A 19,729-nucleotide genomic window follows, 5' to 3' on the forward strand; every position below is an offset into this window, starting at 1 on the left:
CTTATGTAACGCAAAGAGACAGGAAACGCAAAGAGCGCCTGAGCGCTCTTGCTTTCCTCATTCAAGCGGTGACGCGCTTATTTTGCGGCCAGCTTGTGTTCCAGATAATGAATGCTGGTGCCGCCGGCAACGAAGTTGGCGTCGAGCAGCATTTCCTGGTGCAGGGCGATGTTGGTCTTGATGCCCTCTACCACCATCTCGGACAGGGCGATGCGCAGGCGGCGAATGGCCTGTTCGCGCGTGTCGCCGTAAGCGATCACCTTGCCGATCATCGAGTCGTAGTGCGGTGGCACCGTATAGCCGGCATACACGTGCGAATCGACGCGGATACCCGGCCCGCCCGGCGTATGCCACGACAGGATCTTGCCCGGCGACGGCGTGAACTTGAACGGGTCTTCCGCGTTGATCCGGCATTCGATGGCGTGGCCGCGCAGCTGGATATCTTTCTGCTTGAAGCGCAGCGGCTCGTTGTTCGCCACGCGGATCTGTTCCTGCACGATGTCCACGCCGGTGATCATCTCGGTCACCGGGTGTTCCACCTGCACACGAGTGTTCATCTCGATGAAGTAGAACTCGCCGTTCTCGTACAGGAACTCGAACGTGCCGGCACCGCGATAGCCGATACGCTTGCACGCAGCCACGCAGGACATGCCGACTTTTTCGATCAGCTTGCGGTCGATGCCGGGCGCGGGCGCCTCTTCGATGACCTTCTGGTGACGACGCTGCATCGAGCAGTCGCGTTCGCCGAGGTACACGGCATTGCCGTGCTGATCGGCCATCACCTGGATTTCGATGTGGCGCGGATTCTCGAGGAACTTCTCCATGTACACCGTGGAGTTGTTGAACGCCGCACCGGCTTCGGTCCGCGTCGTCGTCACGGCGGCGATCAGCGCCGCCTCGGTGTGCACGACACGCATGCCGCGGCCGCCGCCACCGCCGGCTGCCTTGATGATGACCGGATAGCCGATCGAGCGCGCGATCTTGACGATCTCTTTCGGATCGTCGGGAAGGGCGCCGCCAGAACCCGGCACGCAAGGCACGCCTGCTTCGATCATTGCCTGCTTGGCGCTGACTTTGTCGCCCATCAGGCGGATCGTCTCCGGGCGCGGGCCGATGAAGACGAAGCCGGACGATTCCACGCGCTCGGCGAAGTCAGCGTTTTCGGAAAGGAAGCCGTAGCCCGGATGGATGGCTTCGGCGTCGGTCACCTCGGCGGCCGCGATGATGCGCGGCACGTTCAGGTACGACTGGCCCGACGGCGCCGGCCCGATGCACACCGACTCGTCGGCGAGCTTCACGTACTTGGCTTCGGTATCGGCTTCCGAATGCACGGCGACCGTGCGGATGCCCAACTCGCGGCACGCGCGCAGGATGCGCAGCGCGATTTCACCGCGGTTGGCGATCAGAACTTTTTCAAACATGGGGATCCCGTGTGACTGGGGCAGCGTCGGGGCTGGCGCCGCTTAGCCGATGATGAACAGCGGCTGGCCGTATTCGACCGGCTGGCCGTTTTCCACAAGGATAGCCTTGATCGTGCCGGTAGCGTCGGCTTCGATCTCATTCATGAGCTTCATGGCTTCGATCAGGCACAGCGTGTCGCCGGTGGTGACCGACGCGCCTTCCTTCACGAAGGGATCGACGCCCGGCGCCGACGAACGATAGAACGTACCCACCATCGGCGACTTGACGACATGGCCTTCCGGGGTGGCCGGCGCTGCAGGAGCAGGCGCCGCAGCGGCGGGGGCGGCGGCCGGAGCGGCCGGCGCAGCGGCGGCGACCTGCTGGGGAGCGGTCACGTAGGTGACAGGAGCCGCGGCCGTGGAGGAATGCTTGGCGATGCGAACTTTTTCTTCACCTTCGGTGACCTCGAGTTCGGCAATGCCGGACTCTTCCACCAGGTCGATCAGTTTTTTCAGTTTTCTGAGATCCATGTCCACTCCAAGACAAAAAAGGGCGGCTCGTGTTGGGGAGAGTCGCCCGTGTATTGACGTATTTTTCGGTTCTGGTCAGATTCAGGCTTGCGCCGTTGCGCCCAGACGGGTGAGCGCGTGCTCCAAGGCCAGCATGTAGCCTTGGGCACCAAGACCGCAGATGACACCGACAGCGATGTCCGACAGATACGAGTGGTGCCGGAACGACTCCCTCGCGTGAATGTTGGACAGGTGGACTTCGATGAACGGTATCTTCACCGCGGCCAATGCATCGCGGAGTGCGACGCTGGTATGCGTGTACGCGCCCGGGTTGATGACGATGAAGTCGACCCCCTCGGTGCGTGCGGCCTGGACGCGGTCAATGAGTTGCCCTTCGTGATTGCTCTGGAAGGATTCCAGCAGCACCGACGACGCGCGCGCACGCGCGTCCATGTCCGCATGAATGTCGGCAAGGGTCGTGCGGCCGTAGATCTCGGGCTCGCGTGTGCCGAGCAGGTTGAGGTTCGGGCCGTGCAAAACCAGTATGCGGGCGCGTTGGGGCGCCTGCGTGCCGGTTTCGCGCGCCGATGATTTGGCGCCCTTGGCGGCGGACTTCGGGTCCTTGGGTTTTGTCATGGCCGCGAGTTTGCCGCAATTCGCTGCAAATTGTCTATGGTTTCGCCGCTATTCGGCTCTTGCCCGAAATACGTCGGAAACTATCGCGAAGGCGTCAATTGGCGCAATTTCTCGGCGAGTTCCGGTTCGTGGAAAGCCCCCAGCTTGATTTGCTGGATCGTCCCGGACGCGTCGATCAACACGCTGAACGGCAGTGCCTGCGCCGCATTGCCGAGTCTGCCCGTCAACGCCAGCAGATCGGCGTTGCCCAGCAGCAGCGGATAGTGGGCCGAATGTTGGTTGGCGTACTGTGCCAGCGCGGCGGCGTCATCGATGGCGATTCCGATGAACTGCACCTGGGGAAAGCGGGTCGCCATGTCGTTGAGGAGCGGCATTTCCTCCCGGCATGGTGCGCACCATGTGCCCCAGAAATTCACCAGCATCGGCTTGCCGCGCCACTGGGCAACGCTGACCGGGACGCCCAAAGCGTCCGGCAGCGTTGCTGAAGTGAGGGCCGCCACGGGGCGGTCGTCGTCGGCCCGCAAGTAATGGCCGGCGAGGACACCCGCCGCGCCGACCACGACGAGCATGCACACCACGCCGATCCACCGGCGCACTGAACGCTTCATGCTTACTCTTCTTCGGCCAGATCGTTGCCGATGAGCGCTTCAACCGCGTCCAGGCGCGCCCGTTCGGCCAGCTTGCTGCCGCCCGGCGTGCGGCGCGGCGAGCGTTCGCTCACGTGATCGTAGACATTCACGCGGAACGGAATCTCGCCCCAATCGAACACCAGGATCGCTTCCGGCGCGTCGGGACCGCTGCGGCGCACCTCGCGGTGCTCATAACGGATGTTCTGATTGATCATGAAGATTTCGACGTCTTTCGCGCTGTCGGCGTAAATCTCGAGTTCGACCTCCGAGAACGCGCCTGCCGTGCCCGCCAGCACAGTGCCGGTCAGATAGGGGCGGAACGGTGCGAACAGCCGCATGACGTCGACCGCCGCCAGGCGCATCTCGCGCAGGCGGGCTTCGTCTTCTTCATCGCGGAACAGGGCAACGTAGGAATGCAGCTCTTCTTCGACCTCGGCGTTGGTGGGCAGCGCTTCAGCGTTGGAAAAACCGAGCTGCCGGGCCGCCTTGCGCTTGGCGAAGCCGAAATCATCGATGCCTTCTTCCGCCATCAAGCGAGCTGCGTGGGCGGCGACACTACGGCGCAATGATTGATTGTGGCGCTCAGACATGACGGCGTCCCTGTGGGCTGTTGTAGTGCTGATGCTGCACGGCATCAGTCAGACGGCAAACTGACGCTAGAATTCCGTCCCTATTGTACAGATCGTCCTGTGACGGTCGTGCTTTCTCGCTGCCAGGCGGCAAAAGGCGATTCATGCATATCCACATTCTCGGTATCTGCGGCACATTCATGGGCGGCATCGCGCTGATCGCGCGCGCGGCAGGCCACACCGTCACGGGCTGCGATGCCAACGTCTACCCTCCGATGAGTACGCAGCTCGAAGAGCAGGGTATCGGCCTCATCGAGGGCTACGGCACCGATCAGCTCGAACTGAAGCCCGATCTCTTCGTGGTGGGCAACGCCGTGTCGCGCGGCAATCCTCTGCTCGAAGCGATCCTCGACAAGGGGCTGCCGTATACGTCGGGTCCGCAATGGCTGGCCGACCATGTACTGCAAGGAAAATGGGTGCTGGCCGTGGCCGGCACGCACGGCAAGACGACGACCTCTTCCCTGTTGGCGTGGTTGCTCGAAGATGCCGGCCTCAATCCGGGCTTTCTCATCGGCGGCGTACCGGGCAATTTCGGCGTGTCTGCGCGGCTGACCGATTCGCCGTTCTTCGTGATCGAAGCCGACGAGTACGACACCGCGTTCTGCGACAAGCGCTCCAAGTTTGTTCACTACCGCCCGCGCACGGCGATCCTGAACAATCTCGAATTCGATCACGCGGACATCTTTCCCGATCTGGCCGCCATCGAGACCCAATTCCACCATCTCGTGCGGACCGTTCCAGGCACCGGCCGCATCATCGCCAACGGCGCCGAGGAAAGCCTCTCGCGCGTGCTGGCGCGTGGTTGCTGGAGCGAAGTGGAGCGCTTCGACGGCAAGGGCGAATGGCAATACCGCGATGGCGAAGGTATCGACGACGTCGTCTTTTCGTTCAAGGGCGAGGACGTGGCCCGCTGCGCCCTGCCCATGACCGGCGCGCACAACCGTGCCAACGCGCTCGCGGCCATCGCGGCGGCCCGTCACGTGGGGGTGACACCCGAACACAGTGCCGAGGCGCTGACGCGCTTCATCGGCGTGAAGCGCCGCATGGAAGTGCGAGGCATCGTGCGCGGCGTGACGGTGTATGACGACTTCGCGCATCATCCGACGGCCATTGCCACGACGGTCGCGGGCCTGCGCCGCCGCGTTGGCAAGTCGCGCATCCTCGCCGTGCTGGAGCCGCGATCCAACACCATGAAGCTGGGCACCATGAAGACCCAGTTGCCCGGTAGCCTCGTCGATGCCGACCTTGTCTTCTGTTACGCCAACAACCTCGGTTGGGACGCCACGGAAGTCTTCGCTCCGATGGGCGACAAGGCGCGCTGCTTCGACGATCTGCAGGCGCTGGTGGCGGCAGTGGCAGCCGACGCACGCGAAGGCGACCATGTGCTCGTCATGAGCAACGGTGGCTTTGGCGGCGTCCACGACAAACTGCTGAAAGCGCTCGCCAGCGCCTGACCGGCGCATCAAAACAAAGGGGCATCGCACCGGTCAAGCCGGCGGCGATGCCCTTTTTTTCGTCCGGCGTCCGCGAACGCTCAGTGGCGACTGCCCACGAAGCCGTGGATCAGCTCAAGCAGCACGTCTTCCTGGTATGGCTTGCCGAGGTAGTGATTGACGCCGATCTCGGTGGCGTAGTTGCGGTGCTTGTCCGCCATGCGCGAGGTGATCATGATGATCGGCAGGTCGCGCAGGCGCTCGTCCGCACGCACATTGCGCGCCAGATCGAAGCCGTCCATGCGCGGCATCTCGATATCGAGCAGCATCACGTCCGGCTTCATCTCCACCAGTTGCTCCAGCGCATCGACACCGTCCTTGGCGGTGACCACGTGGTAGCCCTCGCGTTCGAGCAGGCGGCTGGTGATCTTGCGTACGGTGAGCGAATCGTCGACCACCATCACCGTCGGCGTGCGAGCCTCTTCGGCTTGCGGTGCCACCGGTGCCGCGCCTTCGGCACCTTCCTGTGCCTGCGCCGTCGTGCGGGATGCCAGCACCACCGGGTTCAGGATCAGCGCAATCTCGCCATCGGGCAGCACCGTTGCCCCCGTAAAGCCCTGCAGGCGCACGAACTGCGGGCCTGCGTTCTTGACGATGATTTCCTGGTTGCCTCGCAGCTCGTCGATGTGCATTGCCAGCGTTTCGTTGCCGGCGCGCAGCAATAGCACCCAATGGAAGCGGTTCGGCGTCGGCTGCGTGACGGTATCGCCCAGCAAGCGCGGCATGTAGCGGAACGGGTACTGCTCGTTGTTCCATTCGGCGAAGCCGCGCGAACGCATGTCGTCGAGCGCGGGCTCCTTCAATTCCAGCGCCTGTTCCACCATGTTCGACGGAATGGCGTAGGTACGACCACCCGTGCGGACCAGCAGCGCTTGCGTGACGGCCAGCGTCAGCGGCAGGCGGATCATGAAGCGCGCGCCCTGGCCGGCGCTGGAAGCAATGTCGATACGGCCACCGACGGCGAGCGTCTCGCTCTTGACCACGTCCATGCCGACGCCGCGCCCGGCCACTCCCGACACCGTTTCGGCCGTCGAGAATCCGGGCTCGAAGATCAACTGGGTCAGGCGCGCTTCGGCCGGCGTTTCGTCCGGGCCGACCAGACCGACTGAGCGGCCTCGCGCCAGGATGCGCTCGTAATTCAGGCCGCGGCCGTCGTCGCGGATTTCCAGCGCGATTTCGTTCGACAGTTGCGACAGCGTCAGCGTGATCTGGCCGAACTCAGGCTTGCCCGCGGCCACGCGATCCGCTGGCGATTCGATGCCGTGCGCGATGGCGTTGCGCAACAGGTGCTCGATCGGCGCGATCATTTTGTCGAGCACACCACGGTCGATTTCGATGCGGCCGTTGCGGATGTCGAGGTTGGCGCGCTTGCCCAGTTCTTTCGCGGTCTGACGCACCACCCGGTAGAGGCGATCGGCCGAATCTTCGAACGGCACCATGCGCACCGCCATCAGCGCTTGTTGCAGGTCGCGCGACAGGCGTGCCTGCGAGTGCAGGGCCGAGTCGGATTGATCGAGGTTGCGCAGCAGGTTCTGCTGGATGGTCGTCACGTCACCGACGGACTCCGCCATCATGCGGGTCACTTCCTGCAGGCGCGTGAAGCGGTCGAATTCCAGCGGATCGAACTCGCCGTGATGCGCTTCGGCTGCGGCCAGACGCGACTGCATCTGCGACTCGGCCTGGATTTCGATCTCGCGCAACTGGTTGCGCAGGCGGATCACGTTTTCCGTCAGGTCGAGCAGCGAACGGCGCAGCGTACGCATTTCGCCTTCGATACGCGTGCGGGCAATACTGATTTCGCCAGCCTCGTTGACGAAGCGATCGATGGCGTCGGCACGTACGCGCAGTGTCGAGCGTGTCCCCTGGACGGTGTCCGTGTCCTCTGCCGTCGCCGCGGCAACCGGCGCGGCGACCACGATGGCCGTTGCAGCCGCGCCGGTCGCCGTGCCCGTCGACGGGGCGGCTGGCTCCGGCGCACCCGGATTACGCAGGGCGTTGAGCATCGCACCGATGTGATCCAGCCCGTTTTCCATGTCGTCGGCCAGCGGCGTTCCAGCGGCCACGCCCTTTTCGAGCCTCGACTCAAGCGAGTGGACGTATTCGCCCAGGCGCATCGCACCTGCCATCCGGGCGCTACCCTTGAGCGTATGCAGCAGGCGGGCCAGCGCCTGCACCGGTGCGGCGTCAGCCGGTTCCGCGCGAATCTGGCGCACCACCGTGCCCAGTTCGGACGAAAGCTCGTCGGCTTCTTCGAAGAAGATCGGCAGCAGTTGGTCGTCCAGCTCATCCTGGACGGTGATTTTCGGCGTCTCCTCGACCACTGCAGGCGTTGCCGAGGCGAAATCGTCGACCACGATGGACTGCGGCACGGCGGCTTGCGGTGCTTCCGGTTCCGCGGTCGGGGCGGGCGCGAGGTCGGCGGCGGTAAAGAAGATCGGCTGCAGATTGTCGAGTTCTTCGACCAGCGCGTCGTCGGCCATCGGCATCGACTGCACGGCGACTTCGTCGAGCATGTTCTCCAGCACATCCAGCGCATGTTGCTGCAACGCCAGTTGTTCGCGCGTGGGGGGCTGGCTCACGTCGCACAGCCGGTGCAGCGAATGCTCCAGCGCCTTGGAGAGCGCATAGGCCGCTTCGATGCGCGCCGTGCCAGAGATTCCCGCCAGCGTGTGCGCGGCGCGGACGGCACTGGAGCCCGGGGCGAGCGTGGCGTCTTCGGCAAGCGCGGCCAGTTCGGCGCGCAGCGTGTCGAGGTGCTGGCCAGCTTCGACCATGAAAAGGTCATACAGCCCACGCGACAGCGTCTGGCCGCCGATGGTCACGTCCCCTTCCGGGATGACCGGGGGCGGCGTCTCGCCCGTCAGCGCGTGCAGATTCAGATGCGGCAGATCGATGTCGCCTTCATCGTCATCGATAGAGACGACTTCCAGGTCGTCATCGGCCAGGCGCGCTTCGGCGGGGCTGGTCGCGACATCCGGTTCGCCCAGCGATTCGGTCACCGGCGTCGGCTGCTTCGGTGCCGGCTCTTCGATGACATCGAAGGGCGACACCAGCGGTTCCAGTGCGTGCTCTTCGACCGTGGTGTCTTCAGCGGCGGGCGCGGCGTGTTCGAGTTCCTTGCCGACTTCCGCCAGCACGTGCGCGGCAGCTTCGAGTTCGGCCGCGATGGCGGGCGAGATCTCGATGCCGGCCTCGTCTTCGTCGACGATCGGCAGATCTTCGGCGACGGCGTCTTTCGCTGGCGCATCGTCGAGCCACTCGTCGACGTTGAGCGCGGTCGCCACGAGGCCGTCTTCCATGGCGGCGTCGTTCGATCCGGCCACCGCGTCGGCGATGATCGGCTCGTTCAGCGTGAGGGGCTCAGGCAGCGGCTCGAGCAGGTCCTCGACGTTCAGCGCCGTCGTCGTGAGGTCGCTTTCGTCGTTGGCCGCCTCGCCGGCGAGAGTCTCCAGACTGATCGGGGTGACCGTCAGGTCGGCGTCGCCGTGGCTGTCGAGGCCGATCGTCGTTTCGGGCGTCCGGTCGGTCAGCGAATGCAGCGTCGGAATGTCCACCGCCTTGGCATTGCCAAAGGGGTTGATGGTCGTCGCGGCAAGATCGAACTCTGGCATGCGGGCGTCATCGACCAGCGCGCGGATATCGTTCTCCGACAGCGTGGCGGTAAGGTCCAGCTCCTTGCCGTGCGAGTTGGCCGGCATGTCGGGCAGGTCGATGTCCAGTCCGAACGCCGCCAGTGCCGGCATGTCCAGACGCGTCTCTTCGAGCGACGACTCGTAGTGATGCTCCGTGCCCAGTTCCGGCAGCAGAAAGTCGTCGAGATCGAAGCGTGTTTCGTTGAGCGAGGCTTCGATCGCATGGGCATCGGCAACGGGCTGGGCGGAAGGCTCCATGTCGTCCAGCACAAAATCGAGCGGCGCCGACGCGTTGAATGCCGGTGCGACGGCCGCAGCCACACTTGCGGTCGCCGGTGCCGCCGCGATGGCCGCAGCAGTGGGGGGCGCGGCGGGCAGGTCGTCGACGCTTGGATCGAGCGAGGCAAGCAGCCTGTCGGCATGCGCGATCAGTGCGCTGGCGTCATGCCAGGTACCGCCGCCGGCAAGCAACTGTTCCACCCACGCGCCGAACACGGCACGACCGTCATCGATCAGCGCGAGAATTTCGCCGTCGGCATCACGCTCGAGCTGCAGCCAGCGGTTCATTGCCATTTCGACGTGGCGGGCGGCTTCCGAAAAATCGGTCAGGCCCACCATGCGGCTGCTGCCCTTGAGCGTGTGATACGCGCGGCGCACCGTGGTCAGCGCTTCGAGGTTGTGCGATTCGCGGGCGGCTTCGTCGCGCGAGGTCGCCAGCGTACCGAGGACTTCCTGCGCTTCTTCCAGGAAAATTTCCAGCAGCTCGGCGTCCAGTTCTTCGGTGCTGGCGCTCATCAGGCGCGCGGCTTCGGCCGACGGTTGTGGCGCACTGACCGGGGCGACGGAGGACAGCGCTTCCTGGATCTGTTCGACGGCGACATTGCCGCCAGCCTTGAGGCTGGCGATGGCTTCCTTGGTCTGCTGTTCGAGCTGGCTGTCAGCGACCAGTTGTGCGTCTTCGCGGATCGCTTCGAGATTGCTGACGAGCTGCTGGCGCAGGGTCGTGTCCTGTGGCGATTCGGACAGCGCTGCAGCCAGTGTCTGCGTCTCGCGCGTGTCGCGAGCCAGTTGGGCTTCAACCGTGGCGCTCACGGCCGAGACCTCTTCGCGCGCGGCGCGGGCTGCCTCCGGGTTGAGGAAGAACTCCAGGCGGGCGGGGCCGTGCTTGAGCGCTTCAATGTAGAAACCCAGCGCCGACAGCTTGTGCGCGAGTGCATCGAAATCGGACTGCTCGGGCGGTGTCTCCGCGGTGGCGAAGCGGCTCACCTCGACGGCGCTGGAGCGGACGAGTTCGGTCGCCTCGGCCTCACCCAGGATCGCCAGCGCACCTTCAATCTGCTTGAGCGGATTGGCGAGCGCGGCCAAGGGCTCGCGTTGCGCGGTGTTGCGGAAGTAGATGTCGAGGGTTTGTTCGATCTGGCCGAGATTGGCCAGGATCTCGCGCGCGAGCTGGTTGAAGAAGAGCTTTTCCTGGGCGCGCTGCGAAGCGCTGCCGAACTGGCTTTCGTCGAGCGGAGCCGGGTTCTGGCCCTGGATACGCAGTGCATATTGATGGCACAGGGCGTCGGTCTGGCGGCGCAACTGAGTCGGATCGACGACCGCCGATTCGGCGGCTTGCTCGACGATCAACAGGCCAGTGGCGACTTCCATGGCCAGGGTGTCGCTGTGCCGCAGGGGATCGGCCCGCAGCCAGGTGAGCAATTCGCTCATCGAGGCCAGCAGACGGTCAACGTCGCGCACGTTCAACGGCGCTGCGCGGGCGACGACTTCAACCAACTGCTCCTGGAACTGCGGCAGCGCGACGGCAGCGCCCGCGCAGAAGCGGTTCCACATCTCCTTGGCGTTCTCGAGCGCTTCGCGCAACTGCAACGCCAGCGGCGCGCGCAGCGTGTCCGACAGTTCGGCGTCGCTGGCCGGGAGCGCGTTGTCGAGCCGATACACGTGGCGCACGGATTGCGCGTGCGGCGTGTCGATGCGCGAGGTGGCGACGAAGTACAGCACGTCGCGCACAAGGCGCTCAGCGATGACTTGCGAGCCCTCGATCAGGCGACGCATCTGCGTGTCGATGCGGCGGCACAGGCGATGCGCCTGCCGATCACCCGGAATGGCGCCGGATGCGAGACCTTCGAAGAACGCAACGGCGGCCCACCAGAAAGAGCGCGTGGCGGGCGTGGTCTGGATTTGTTCAATGTGCTGCACCGCGCGCAGCATTTCGAGCGGGCCGGCGTTCGCGCCCGGCTGGCGGATCCACTGCAGCAGGCCTTTTTCGAACCGGCCGCGCTGGACGCGCGCTTCGTGCGCGGCGCGGGCCGGATCGATGCTGGGCGCATCGCCCAGGGCTGGACGGCGCGACAGGTCCGGGAAAAACAGCTCCGACGGCGGCGGCACGTCGCCACCGCGGGCAGCGACCAGCTCTTTGTAGATCGGATACAGGCGCAACGGCTGGTGCGGGGCGCCAGCCAGCAATTCGTTGATGTAGTTGGCCAGTACGGCAATGCCGCGGTTGGCCAGCGTGAGTTTGTCGGCCGGCACCGTGCCGTCGGCGGCCGCCAGCGCGGCGAGCAGCTTGTCGATGGCGTCGGCATATTGCGTGACGCCGTCCAGCCCGACGACGGACAGCGCGCCGCTGGCCTGGTGGACGTGGCTCTGCGCAAAGCGCAGGGGCTCGCGTTCCTCCGGGCGCTGCTGCGCGTCGGCCAGGCTCTCCCGTGCCCGGCCGAGTGCGGCATCGATCTCGCTCTTCACCCACGTGAGCGGGCCGACATCAAACTCGTTGCTGAAGCTCATTCACCTTGCCCCGTGACGCTCTGTCTCGGGCTGCCCCGCATCGCGGGCGGCGACATTCCGTCGTCACCCTTCGGCAGCCTGTTGTATGTGTAGAAGGCGATCAGACCTTGAAGCCCGACACCGAACCCTTCAGTTCGACGGCGAGGTCGGCCAGTTGGCCGATCGACACAGCCGACTGTTGCGTACTGCGCGTGGTCTGTTCGGTGATGGAGAGAATATCGCGCATCGCTTCGGACACTTCTGTTGCAACCGAAGCCTGGCGTTGCGTGTCGGCCGAAATCTTCTCGACCAGCGTGGCCATTTCCACCGACACGTCGCCGATTTCGGACAGCGCCTGGCCGGCGGCGTCCGACAGCTTGGCGCCTTCCACCACGCCTCGGGTGGAGTTTTCCATGGCGGCCACGGCGTCCTGCGTGTCGGTCTGAATGGTCTTCACGATCGCGGCGATCTGCTTGGTGGCTTCGGCGGAACGTTCAGCGAGGCGCTGCACTTCTTCTGCGACCACCGTAAAACCGCGGCCCGCTTCACCTGCGGAAGCTGCCTGGATGGCGGCGTTCAGCGCGAGCACGTTGGTCTGTTCGGTAATGTCCGAAATCAGTTCCACGATTTCGCCGATCTCCTGCGAGGACTCGCCCAGGCGCTTGATGCGCTTGGAGGTTTCCTGGATCTGTTCGCGGATTTCGTTCATGCCCGAAATCGAGTTCTGCACCGCGTCCGCACCCTTGCGAGCAGCTTCCAGGGAGCGGCGGGCCACCTGTGCGGTCTGCAACGCCGAAGAGGACACGGCGCTCATCTGGCGGGCCATGTCCTGCACCTGCGAGCCGGCGGTCTGAATTTCGCGCGACTGGCGTTCGGACGCATCTAGCAGTTCGCCCGACACGCGCTGGGCGGATTCCGTTGCGATCGTCACGCGTCCGGCCGCGTCGTTGATTCGACGTACCAGCACGGAGAGTTCTTCAATGGTGTAGTTCACCGAGTCGGCGATGGCGCCCGTCACGTCTTCGGTCACCGTCGCGCGGATGGTCAGGTCACCGTCGGCGAGGTCACCCATTTCGTTCATCAGCCGCAAAATGGCCTGCTGGGTGTTGTTACGCTCGGATTCGGCGCTGGCGCGCTGGCGTTCGGCTTCTTCACGGCGGGCACGGATGTCGTCGTTATACGTGCGGGCCAGCAGGAACAGGGCGCCCAGCGACAGCACGGTGGTGACGGCGATCAGGATCGAACGCCAGTTCCAGCCCGTGAAGTAATCGCGGTATGCAGCGGTCAGCGCATCGGTCTTGTCCAGCACGTCGGTCGAGTTCTGGAAGATCTGCGTGCCGGCGCGCTTGGCCTGCACCAGCAGTTGCACGTTGGACAGAATGTCGCTCACCGCCAACTGGTGCATCTGCGCGTAGCGCTTGAGGCCGTCGAGCTTCTCGTTGGTCTCGGCGTCGGTGGTCATCTTGGTCAGATCGGCCATCAACTCTTCGAGCGAGTTCGAATCCTTGCCCAGCAGGAACACCACTTCCGGGTCGACCGTGTCCGAGGCCAGCAGTGCGTTGGCGTTCTTGGCCATGCGCTGCGTCAGCATCACCACCTGGTTGGCAGTGTGGATTTCGTTGGCCGGAGCACCACGTTGCAGCTTGAGCGCGGCCACCTGCTCGGCGAAGTCGAGCAACTGCGCATTCGTGTTGTTGATGTTCTCCACCGCCGTGCCCAGGCGCGTCACGTTAACGCCCTGGCTGATCAGCGAGGTGGCGTCGCGGTCGACCTTGCTCCATGACTCGGTCAGTGCTTGCAGCGGGCCGGCCACGGCATTCGGGCTGCTCGGCACGCCGACGCCGCCGATGGCTCCGCCCTTGGTTACGGCGTCGAGCAGTTCAACGAATTGCTGGCGCGATTCGCGCAACTCATCGAAGCCCTTGCGTCCGCCCGTCACCGCCAACTGCGAGGCCTTTGCCAGCACCTGCGATTGGGTACCCATCTGCGTGGCCGCCGACACGAATGCCGTGCCCTGGTTAGCCAGGCGGATCTGCCAGGCGGTCAGCGCGACCGTCGCCAGTGCCAGCACGCCGAAGGTGATACCGAGTACGCGCAACTGCTCGGCCACGGGCTTTTCCGCCAGCCAGGGCAGGCGGGCGGAAAAACGGCGGCGCGCGGATGGCGCGGCTGTCTCACCGCTTTCCATGAGCGTGCTGTCGGTGCCGATAGCGGCTTGATTTGCGCCTTGCACGAAGAACGTGCGACCAAACAATTTCAGTGCCATGTTGCGCTCCGATGGTGCGGGCCAGATGTTGTCATCCTTGCGATCGGGCCGTGGCGGGCACAACGCGGATGTGTGTTGTCGAAAGAAAGGCTGCTGCGGCTACGGTCATGTCGGCGTTCTGGGTTCTCGATGTCCAAGATCCGCACCGGCATCAAGAAAGCGCGCATCCGCCAGCAGCGGGCGGACTGCGAGGCGCTTCCACAGGCGGCCCTGCGAATCGCGCAGGGCTCCGGTAATCCATGGGCGGGCGTCGATGAATCCGTCGTCCACCTCGAAGTCATCAGGGTTGCGCAAACCCTGGGCGCGCGATACCAGCAATGCCGTGTTCAGGCCGTGGCGCGTGCCGATGAGCAGAATGCGGGCGTCATTGTTGAGCACCGTCGTCGCTTCGCCCGAAAACGCCGCCAGGTCGACCACGCTATATAGATTGCCGCGCACGTTGGCGATGCCGCGGAACCAGCCGCGCGTGAGCGGCACGGCGGTGAGGCTGGGAGCGGCGATGATTTCGCCCGCGTCCACCAGATCGACCAGCCAGTTGTCGCCGCCCGCGGTGAACGCAAGCAGGCCGGCACGACGGCCGGCCGTCTTCACCTCGGTGAGGCGGCGGGTGAGGTCTTGCTGGAATTCACGCAAACTGATGCGCTTGGCCATTGCCGCCTCTCTATGCGTTCAGATCAGGCGATCGCCTGGATTTTCTTGAGTAGCTCGTCGTGGTCGAGCGGTTTGGTCATGTAGTCGAACGCGCCCTGACGCATGCCCCAGATCTTGTCCGTCTCCTGGTCCTTGCTGGTGGTCATGATGATGGGGATGCTGCGCGTGACGTCGTCGCGCGAGATCGTGCGGGTGGCTTGGTAGCCGTTGATGCCGGGCATGACGACATCCATCAGGATCAGGTCGGGCAGTTCGGCCTTGGACTTGATCACTCCGTCTTCACCGTTCTCTGCCGTGACTACGGTGTAGCCCTGGCGGGTCAGGAACTCGGTGAGCGACAGGCGCTCGGTGGGCGAATCATCGACGACGAGGATCTTCTTAACGGGCATGGCTAACCTCAGGAACGCTAACGGGGACTGCGGGATGCGATGTGAGCGGAGACAGCCTTGAGCAGACTGTCCTTGGTGAACGGCTTGGTCAGGTACTCGTCGGAACCCACCATGCGGCCGCGGGCACGGTCGAACAGCCCGTCCTTGGACGACAGCATGATCACCGGCGTGGCGGCAAAGCGGGGGTTCTTCTTGATGAGCGCGCACGTCTGGTAACCGTCCAGACGCGGCATCATGATGTCGACGAAAATCAGGTCCGGCAGGTGGTCGGCGATCTTCGACAGCGCATCGAAACCATCCTCGGCCAGCAGTACCTTGTACCCGGCCTGCGCCAGGAAGATCTCGGCACTGCGACGAATGGTATTGCTGTCGTCGATGACCATCACCTTGACGCCCGAGGCGTCCAGTGTCTCTGCCAACACAATGCTCCTTCAGATTGTGACCCGTTCCGACCGCCACCCCGACGGTCGCACTGCGATGGGTGGACTCCAACCCTTGTGGCAGTCAGACACTTGCTTGTGAATGTCTGACCCGACAGTTGGCGCCCTATCGCTTCCGAACGGTAATTCGCGGTGCGAATCTCGCATCAAATGCGAAAAATCCGCTGCAAATCAGTCTTTTTGGCCCATTCGAAGCGGGTCAATATACTCAAAAATCATGAGGTCGCAATGTGTGGCCGACGACGCTCAGAGCATCAAATCTCTACCATTTCGAAGTCTTCCTTGCGTGCACCGCATTCCGGACAGGTCCAGTTCGGCGGCACGTCCTCCCAGCGCGTGCCGGGTGCAAGTCCTTCTTCAGGGTTGCCGGCGGCCTCATCGTAGATCCATCCGCAGATGAGGCACATGTAGGTTTTATAAGGCGTTGCGGGGGTCTCAGCCATGTTATCGGGCGATTTCAGTTAAACTTCAATCGATCTTAGCGCATTTTTTCCGGCTCGCCCGAAGGGGCAGGTTCGCGCATTCCCCGCCTGAAAGTCCTATGCCCCAGACCGTCTTTTCGGCCCCGCCGATCGTGCTGACATTCGCAGCTTCCGACCCGACCGGCGGCGCCGGCCTGCAGTCCGATCTACTCACTCTTGCCGCGTTTGGCGTACACCCGTTATCGGTCGTGACGGGCATTACGTTGCAGGACACCGCCGGCATCGAAGACATGGATGCCGTCGACAGCGACTGGGTCGCCGACCAGGCGCGCGTGCTGCTCGAAGACATCCCCGTCCAGGCGTTCAAGATCGGTGTGCTAGGGAGTGTAGAGAACGTCGCCGCGGTGGCCGAAGTCATCGCCGACTACCCCGACCTGCCGGTCGTGTTCGACCCGGTCTTCTCCTCGACGCGGGCGGATGCCTTTGCCGACGAAGAAATGCTCGCCGCCATGACCGAGCTGCTCCTCCCGCTGACCACCGTGCTGACGCCGACGGGCGCCGAGGCACGCCGCTTTGCGCAGGAGGACGACGATGACGAGCTCTCGCTGCCCGATTGTGCCCGACACCTGATCGAGCTGGGCGCGGATCACGTACTGATCACCGGCGTGCACGAACACACGCCGCAAGTCATCAACACGCTGTACGGCAACGCCGGCGTCATTCGCAGCGACGCATGGGAGCGTCTGCACGGCAACTATCACGGCGCCGGCAGCACCCTGGCCTGCGCCATCGCCGCATTGCTCGCACGTGGCGAATCGGTGCCCGATGCCGTGCATGCGGCCCAGGCGTTCACGTGGAACACCCTGGCCCATGCCAACCGCATTGGCATGGGGCAACTGATCCCCAACCGTTTCTTCAAGACCCTGTCGTGACCCTTCGTTTGCTCAAGCGCGGCCTGTATGCCGTCACGCCCGACTGGGAAGACACCCCGCGGCTCGTCGGCGTCACCGCCGCCATCATCGACGGTGGGGCGGTGTGCGTGCAGTACCGTAACAAGACGGCCACACACGATCTGGCCGCCGAACAGGCCCGCGCCATCGCCGGCCTGTGCCGCCTGCGCGGCGTGACCTGCCTCATCAACGACGACGTGGCACTGGCGCTGGCCGTAGGCGCCGATGGTGTTCACATCGGCCGCGACGACGGCGAATGCGCGGCGTTGCGCAGTCGCGTGGCAGATGACTTCATCATCGGCGTGTCGTGCTACGACGATTTCGAGCGCGCCCGGGCCGCTGCGCGCGATGGCGCCAGCTACGTTGCATTCGGTGCGATGTTTGCCTCGCCCACCAAGCCCGGTGCGGTCGGCGCGCCAATTGCACTGATCGGTCGTGCCCGTGGCGAACTGAGCCTGCCGGTGGTAGGCATCGGCGGTATCACCGCCGACAACGTGCCGGCGCTCGTCGAAGCTGGCGCCGACATGGCGGCCGTCATCACCGACATCTACAACGCGGACGATCCGCGCGAACGCAGCGAGCGCATCGCCGCCGCGTTCGACAAATCACCCTCGTAATATTCAGCGCGCCGTGTCCGTGCGCGGCGCATCGTTGTCCAGGAAGGTATTGCCATGTCGCAACCGCATAACGAAGAACTCTTCTCGCGCGCCCAGCGGAGCATTCCGGGCGGCGTGAATTCGCCCGTCCGCGCATTCCGTTCGGTGGGCGGCACGCCGCGGTTCATTTCGCGCGCCCAGGGCGCACGCGTGTGGGACGCCGACGGCGTGGCGTATGTCGACTACGTCGGCTCATGGGGGCCGATGATCGTCGGCCACGCACATCCGCGCGTGGTGGAAGCCGTGCAACGCGCGGCGGCGGAAGGTCTTTCCTTCGGTGCGCCGACCGAGCGCGAAGTCGTCATGGCCGAGGAGCTCAAGCGCCGCGTCCCCGGGCTGGAGTCGGTGCGACTGGTGTCTTCCGGCACCGAGGCCACGATGAGCGCCATCCGCCTGGCGCGCGGCTTCACCGGACGCGATGCCATCGTCAAATTCGAAGGCTGCTACCACGGCCATGCCGACAGCCTGCTCGTAAAGGCCGGCTCCGGCCTGCTCACTTTCGGTAACCCCTCTTCGGCGGGCGTACCGGCGGATTTCGCGCGTCACACCATCGTGCTCGACTACAACAACGTCGAAGCCCTCGAAGCCACGTTTGCGGAACGAGGTGCCGAGATCGCCGCCGTCATCATCGAGCCGGTGGCCGGCAACATGAATCTGGTGCGACCCACGCAAGCCTACATGCAGCGTCTGCGCGAGTTGTGCACCGCCAACGGCACCGTGCTGATCTATGACGAAGTGATGACGGGCTTCCGCGTCGGACCGCGCGGCGCGCAGGGACTGTTCGGCATCACCGCAGACCTCGTCACGCTGGGCAAGATCGTTGGCGGTGGCATGCCGGTGGGCGCCTTTGGCGGGCGTCGCGACATCATGGACTGCATCGCACCGCTCGGCCCGGTGTATCAGGCGGGCACGCTGTCCGGCAGCCCGGTGGCGGTGGCGGCGGGGCTCGAAACGCTGCGCCTCATCAACGAGCCGGGTTTCTATGAGCGCATCGAGGCGTTGACGACGCGTCTCGTGGAGGGTCTTGCTGCGGCTGCACGCGACGCTGGCGTGACGTTCTCCGCGCAATCGGTGGGCGGGATGTTCGGCGTGTACTTCTCTTCACTGCCGCCGCAGTCGTTTGCCGATGTCATGGGCTCCGACCGCGAACGCTTCAATCGCTTCTTCCACGCCATGCTGGATGCCGGGCACTACTTTGCACCTTCGGCATTCGAGGCTGGCTTCGTGTCGGCTGCGCATACCGAAGAAGACATCGACGCAACGATTGCCGCGGCGCGCAGGGCGTTCGCGGCAATCTGAGGACAGGCGCAGGCGATCAGATCGCAGCCGGGCCCGCGTCGTCGTGGCCCGGTACGTGCAGTTGCGGAAAGCCGCCGGCTTCCCAACGCGCCTGCAGTGCGCGGCCGCTTTCCACCGTGTCGGTGATGAAGTTCCACCAGATGGTCGTTGGTTCGGGCAAGTGTTCGCCGCCAAGCAGCATCAGTCGCGCCGGAGCTTCGCTCGATAGTTGCAGCGTGTCGCCCTCGCCAAGCTGAACCAGTGCGTGCTGCGATTGCGGTTCTGAACCCTCGACGCGTACTGCACCCTCGGCGACGTACAGCGCGAGTTCATGCGCAGCGTCCAGCATCAGACGCACACTACCGTTCAATTCGATTTCCGCATAGACCAGCGACGAGTACATCGGCGCGGGCACGTGCTGCGTGCCGAGTGAGCCGGCAAGCAGGCGGATGCGTGCGTCATCCTGTTGCCACACGGGGAGCTGTTCGGCATCGAAGTGATGGAACGCCGGATCGATGTCGCGCTTGTCCGGCGGCAATCCCACCCAGGCCTGCACGCCATGTCGCGGGCCGGCCTCGGGCTGCGGATCTTCAGCGTGCACGATGCCGCGTCCGGCCGTCATCCAGTTGGCTGCGCCAGGGCGGATGCGCTGCACCGTGCCGAGCGTATCGCGATGCTCGATCTCGCCGCTGAATAAATAAGTGACGGTCTGCAGGCCAGTATGCGGATGCGGGCCGACGTAGTCGGGCGCGGGGCGACCGCTTTCAACCGGCCCGAAGTGATCGAGGAAAACGAACGGACCGACGCGGCGCAGTTCGCGCCGGGGCAGTGCGCGCCATACGCTGATGCCGGCCAGCGCCGCAGGCTTTGCGGTCAGAACGTTGGCGATGCTGCGAGCCTTGCTCATGTGTGTGTCCTCAGGTGCGTGCGCCGACGACACGTCGGTGGCGCAAAGAAAAAACCCGGCACCACATGATGCCGG

General features: G+C 64.6%; 16 protein-coding genes. 4 read left to right on the forward strand and 12 right to left on the reverse strand.

The window, feature by feature from the left end; all coding sequences use genetic code 11:
• Positions 1 to 77 precede the first annotated feature (77 nt).
• The 5 genes from accC to ACDA63_RS09415 all read right to left on the reverse strand — a co-directional run bounded on the left by accC (position 78) and on the right by ACDA63_RS09415 (position 3,765).
• Positions 78 to 1,421, reverse strand: a complete 1,344-nt coding sequence (gene accC / locus ACDA63_RS09395) for an acetyl-CoA carboxylase biotin carboxylase subunit (protein WP_373662971.1) — start codon at positions 1,419 to 1,421, stop codon at positions 78 to 80.
• A 42-nt stretch (positions 1,422 to 1,463) separates the two neighbouring features.
• Positions 1,464 to 1,931, reverse strand: coding sequence for an acetyl-CoA carboxylase biotin carboxyl carrier protein (gene accB / locus ACDA63_RS09400; RefSeq protein WP_373662972.1), 468 nt, complete (start codon positions 1,929 to 1,931; stop codon positions 1,464 to 1,466).
• Between the two features lie 81 nt (positions 1,932 to 2,012).
• Positions 2,013 to 2,546 carry a type II 3-dehydroquinate dehydratase gene (gene aroQ, locus ACDA63_RS09405; RefSeq protein ID WP_373662973.1) on the reverse strand — a complete coding sequence of 178 codons (534 nt, stop codon included), beginning with the start codon at positions 2,544 to 2,546 and terminating at the stop codon, positions 2,013 to 2,015.
• A gap of 80 nt (positions 2,547 to 2,626) precedes the next feature.
• On the reverse strand, positions 2,627 to 3,154 hold the full coding sequence (locus ACDA63_RS09410) for a TlpA family protein disulfide reductase (protein WP_373662974.1): 528 nt from the start codon (positions 3,152 to 3,154) through the stop codon (positions 2,627 to 2,629).
• Between the two features lie 2 nt (positions 3,155 to 3,156).
• On the reverse strand, positions 3,157 to 3,765 hold the full coding sequence (locus ACDA63_RS09415; RefSeq protein WP_373662975.1) for a hypothetical protein: 609 nt from the start codon (positions 3,763 to 3,765) through the stop codon (positions 3,157 to 3,159).
• A gap of 143 nt (positions 3,766 to 3,908) precedes the next feature.
• Between ACDA63_RS09415 and mpl the strand changes: the two genes are divergently transcribed.
• Positions 3,909 to 5,258: a UDP-N-acetylmuramate:L-alanyl-gamma-D-glutamyl-meso-diaminopimelate ligase gene (gene mpl, locus ACDA63_RS09420; protein WP_373662976.1), complete on the forward strand. Its 1,350-nt coding sequence runs from the start codon at positions 3,909 to 3,911 to the stop codon at positions 5,256 to 5,258.
• An 80-nt stretch (positions 5,259 to 5,338) separates the two neighbouring features.
• Here the strand turns inward: mpl and ACDA63_RS09425 are convergent, their stop codons facing one another.
• The 6 genes from ACDA63_RS09425 to ACDA63_RS09450 all read right to left on the reverse strand — a co-directional run bounded on the left by ACDA63_RS09425 (position 5,339) and on the right by ACDA63_RS09450 (position 15,848).
• On the reverse strand, positions 5,339 to 11,716 hold the full coding sequence (locus tag ACDA63_RS09425) for an Hpt domain-containing protein (protein ID WP_373662977.1): 6,378 nt from the start codon (positions 11,714 to 11,716) through the stop codon (positions 5,339 to 5,341).
• Positions 11,717 to 11,816: 100 nt separating this feature from the next.
• Positions 11,817 to 13,961 (reverse strand): methyl-accepting chemotaxis protein, encoded by a 2,145-nt coding sequence (locus ACDA63_RS09430; protein WP_373662978.1) that lies wholly within the window; start codon positions 13,959 to 13,961, stop codon positions 11,817 to 11,819.
• Between the two features lie 105 nt (positions 13,962 to 14,066).
• Complete coding sequence (locus tag ACDA63_RS09435) at positions 14,067 to 14,612, reverse strand: chemotaxis protein CheW (RefSeq protein ID WP_373662979.1); 546 nt, start codon at positions 14,610 to 14,612, stop codon at positions 14,067 to 14,069.
• A gap of 23 nt (positions 14,613 to 14,635) precedes the next feature.
• Positions 14,636 to 15,001, reverse strand: a complete 366-nt coding sequence (locus tag ACDA63_RS09440) for a PleD family two-component system response regulator (RefSeq protein WP_373662980.1) — start codon at positions 14,999 to 15,001, stop codon at positions 14,636 to 14,638.
• A gap of 17 nt (positions 15,002 to 15,018) precedes the next feature.
• Positions 15,019 to 15,408, reverse strand: coding sequence for a twitching motility response regulator PilG (gene pilG, locus ACDA63_RS09445; protein WP_373663078.1), 390 nt, complete (start codon positions 15,406 to 15,408; stop codon positions 15,019 to 15,021).
• 287 nt (positions 15,409 to 15,695) lie between these two features.
• Positions 15,696 to 15,848, reverse strand: coding sequence for a rubredoxin (locus ACDA63_RS09450; RefSeq protein WP_373663079.1), 153 nt, complete (start codon positions 15,846 to 15,848; stop codon positions 15,696 to 15,698).
• A 134-nt stretch (positions 15,849 to 15,982) separates the two neighbouring features.
• Here ACDA63_RS09450 and ACDA63_RS09455 point away from each other — a divergent pair, with 134 nt between their 5' ends.
• Genes ACDA63_RS09455 through hemL form a run of 3 tightly spaced genes read left to right on the forward strand, consistent with a single transcriptional unit; the run spans position 15,983 to position 18,768 of the window.
• Positions 15,983 to 16,795: a hydroxymethylpyrimidine/phosphomethylpyrimidine kinase gene (locus tag ACDA63_RS09455; protein WP_373662981.1), complete on the forward strand. Its 813-nt coding sequence runs from the start codon at positions 15,983 to 15,985 to the stop codon at positions 16,793 to 16,795.
• The gene (gene thiE, locus ACDA63_RS09460; RefSeq protein WP_373662982.1) at positions 16,792 to 17,430 is read left to right on the forward strand and encodes a thiamine phosphate synthase; all 639 of its coding nucleotides are present in this window, start codon (positions 16,792 to 16,794) and stop codon (positions 17,428 to 17,430) included. The genes ACDA63_RS09455 and thiE overlap by 4 nt, the downstream gene beginning before the upstream one ends.
• Before the next feature lie 54 nt (positions 17,431 to 17,484).
• Positions 17,485 to 18,768 carry a glutamate-1-semialdehyde 2,1-aminomutase gene (gene hemL / locus ACDA63_RS09465; RefSeq protein WP_373662983.1) on the forward strand — a complete coding sequence of 428 codons (1,284 nt, stop codon included), beginning with the start codon at positions 17,485 to 17,487 and terminating at the stop codon, positions 18,766 to 18,768.
• Positions 18,769 to 18,784: 16 nt separating this feature from the next.
• On the opposite strand, the gene ACDA63_RS09470 is transcribed toward hemL, so the two are convergent.
• Entirely contained in the window at positions 18,785 to 19,654 is an 870-nt protein-coding gene (locus ACDA63_RS09470) for a pirin family protein (RefSeq protein ID WP_373662984.1), read from the reverse strand.
• Positions 19,655 to 19,729 lie beyond the last annotated feature (75 nt).

The sequence above is a fragment of the Uliginosibacterium sp. sgz301328 genome (assembly GCF_041807905.1).
Lineage (GTDB): Bacteria > Pseudomonadota > Gammaproteobacteria > Burkholderiales > Rhodocyclaceae > JBGVSA01.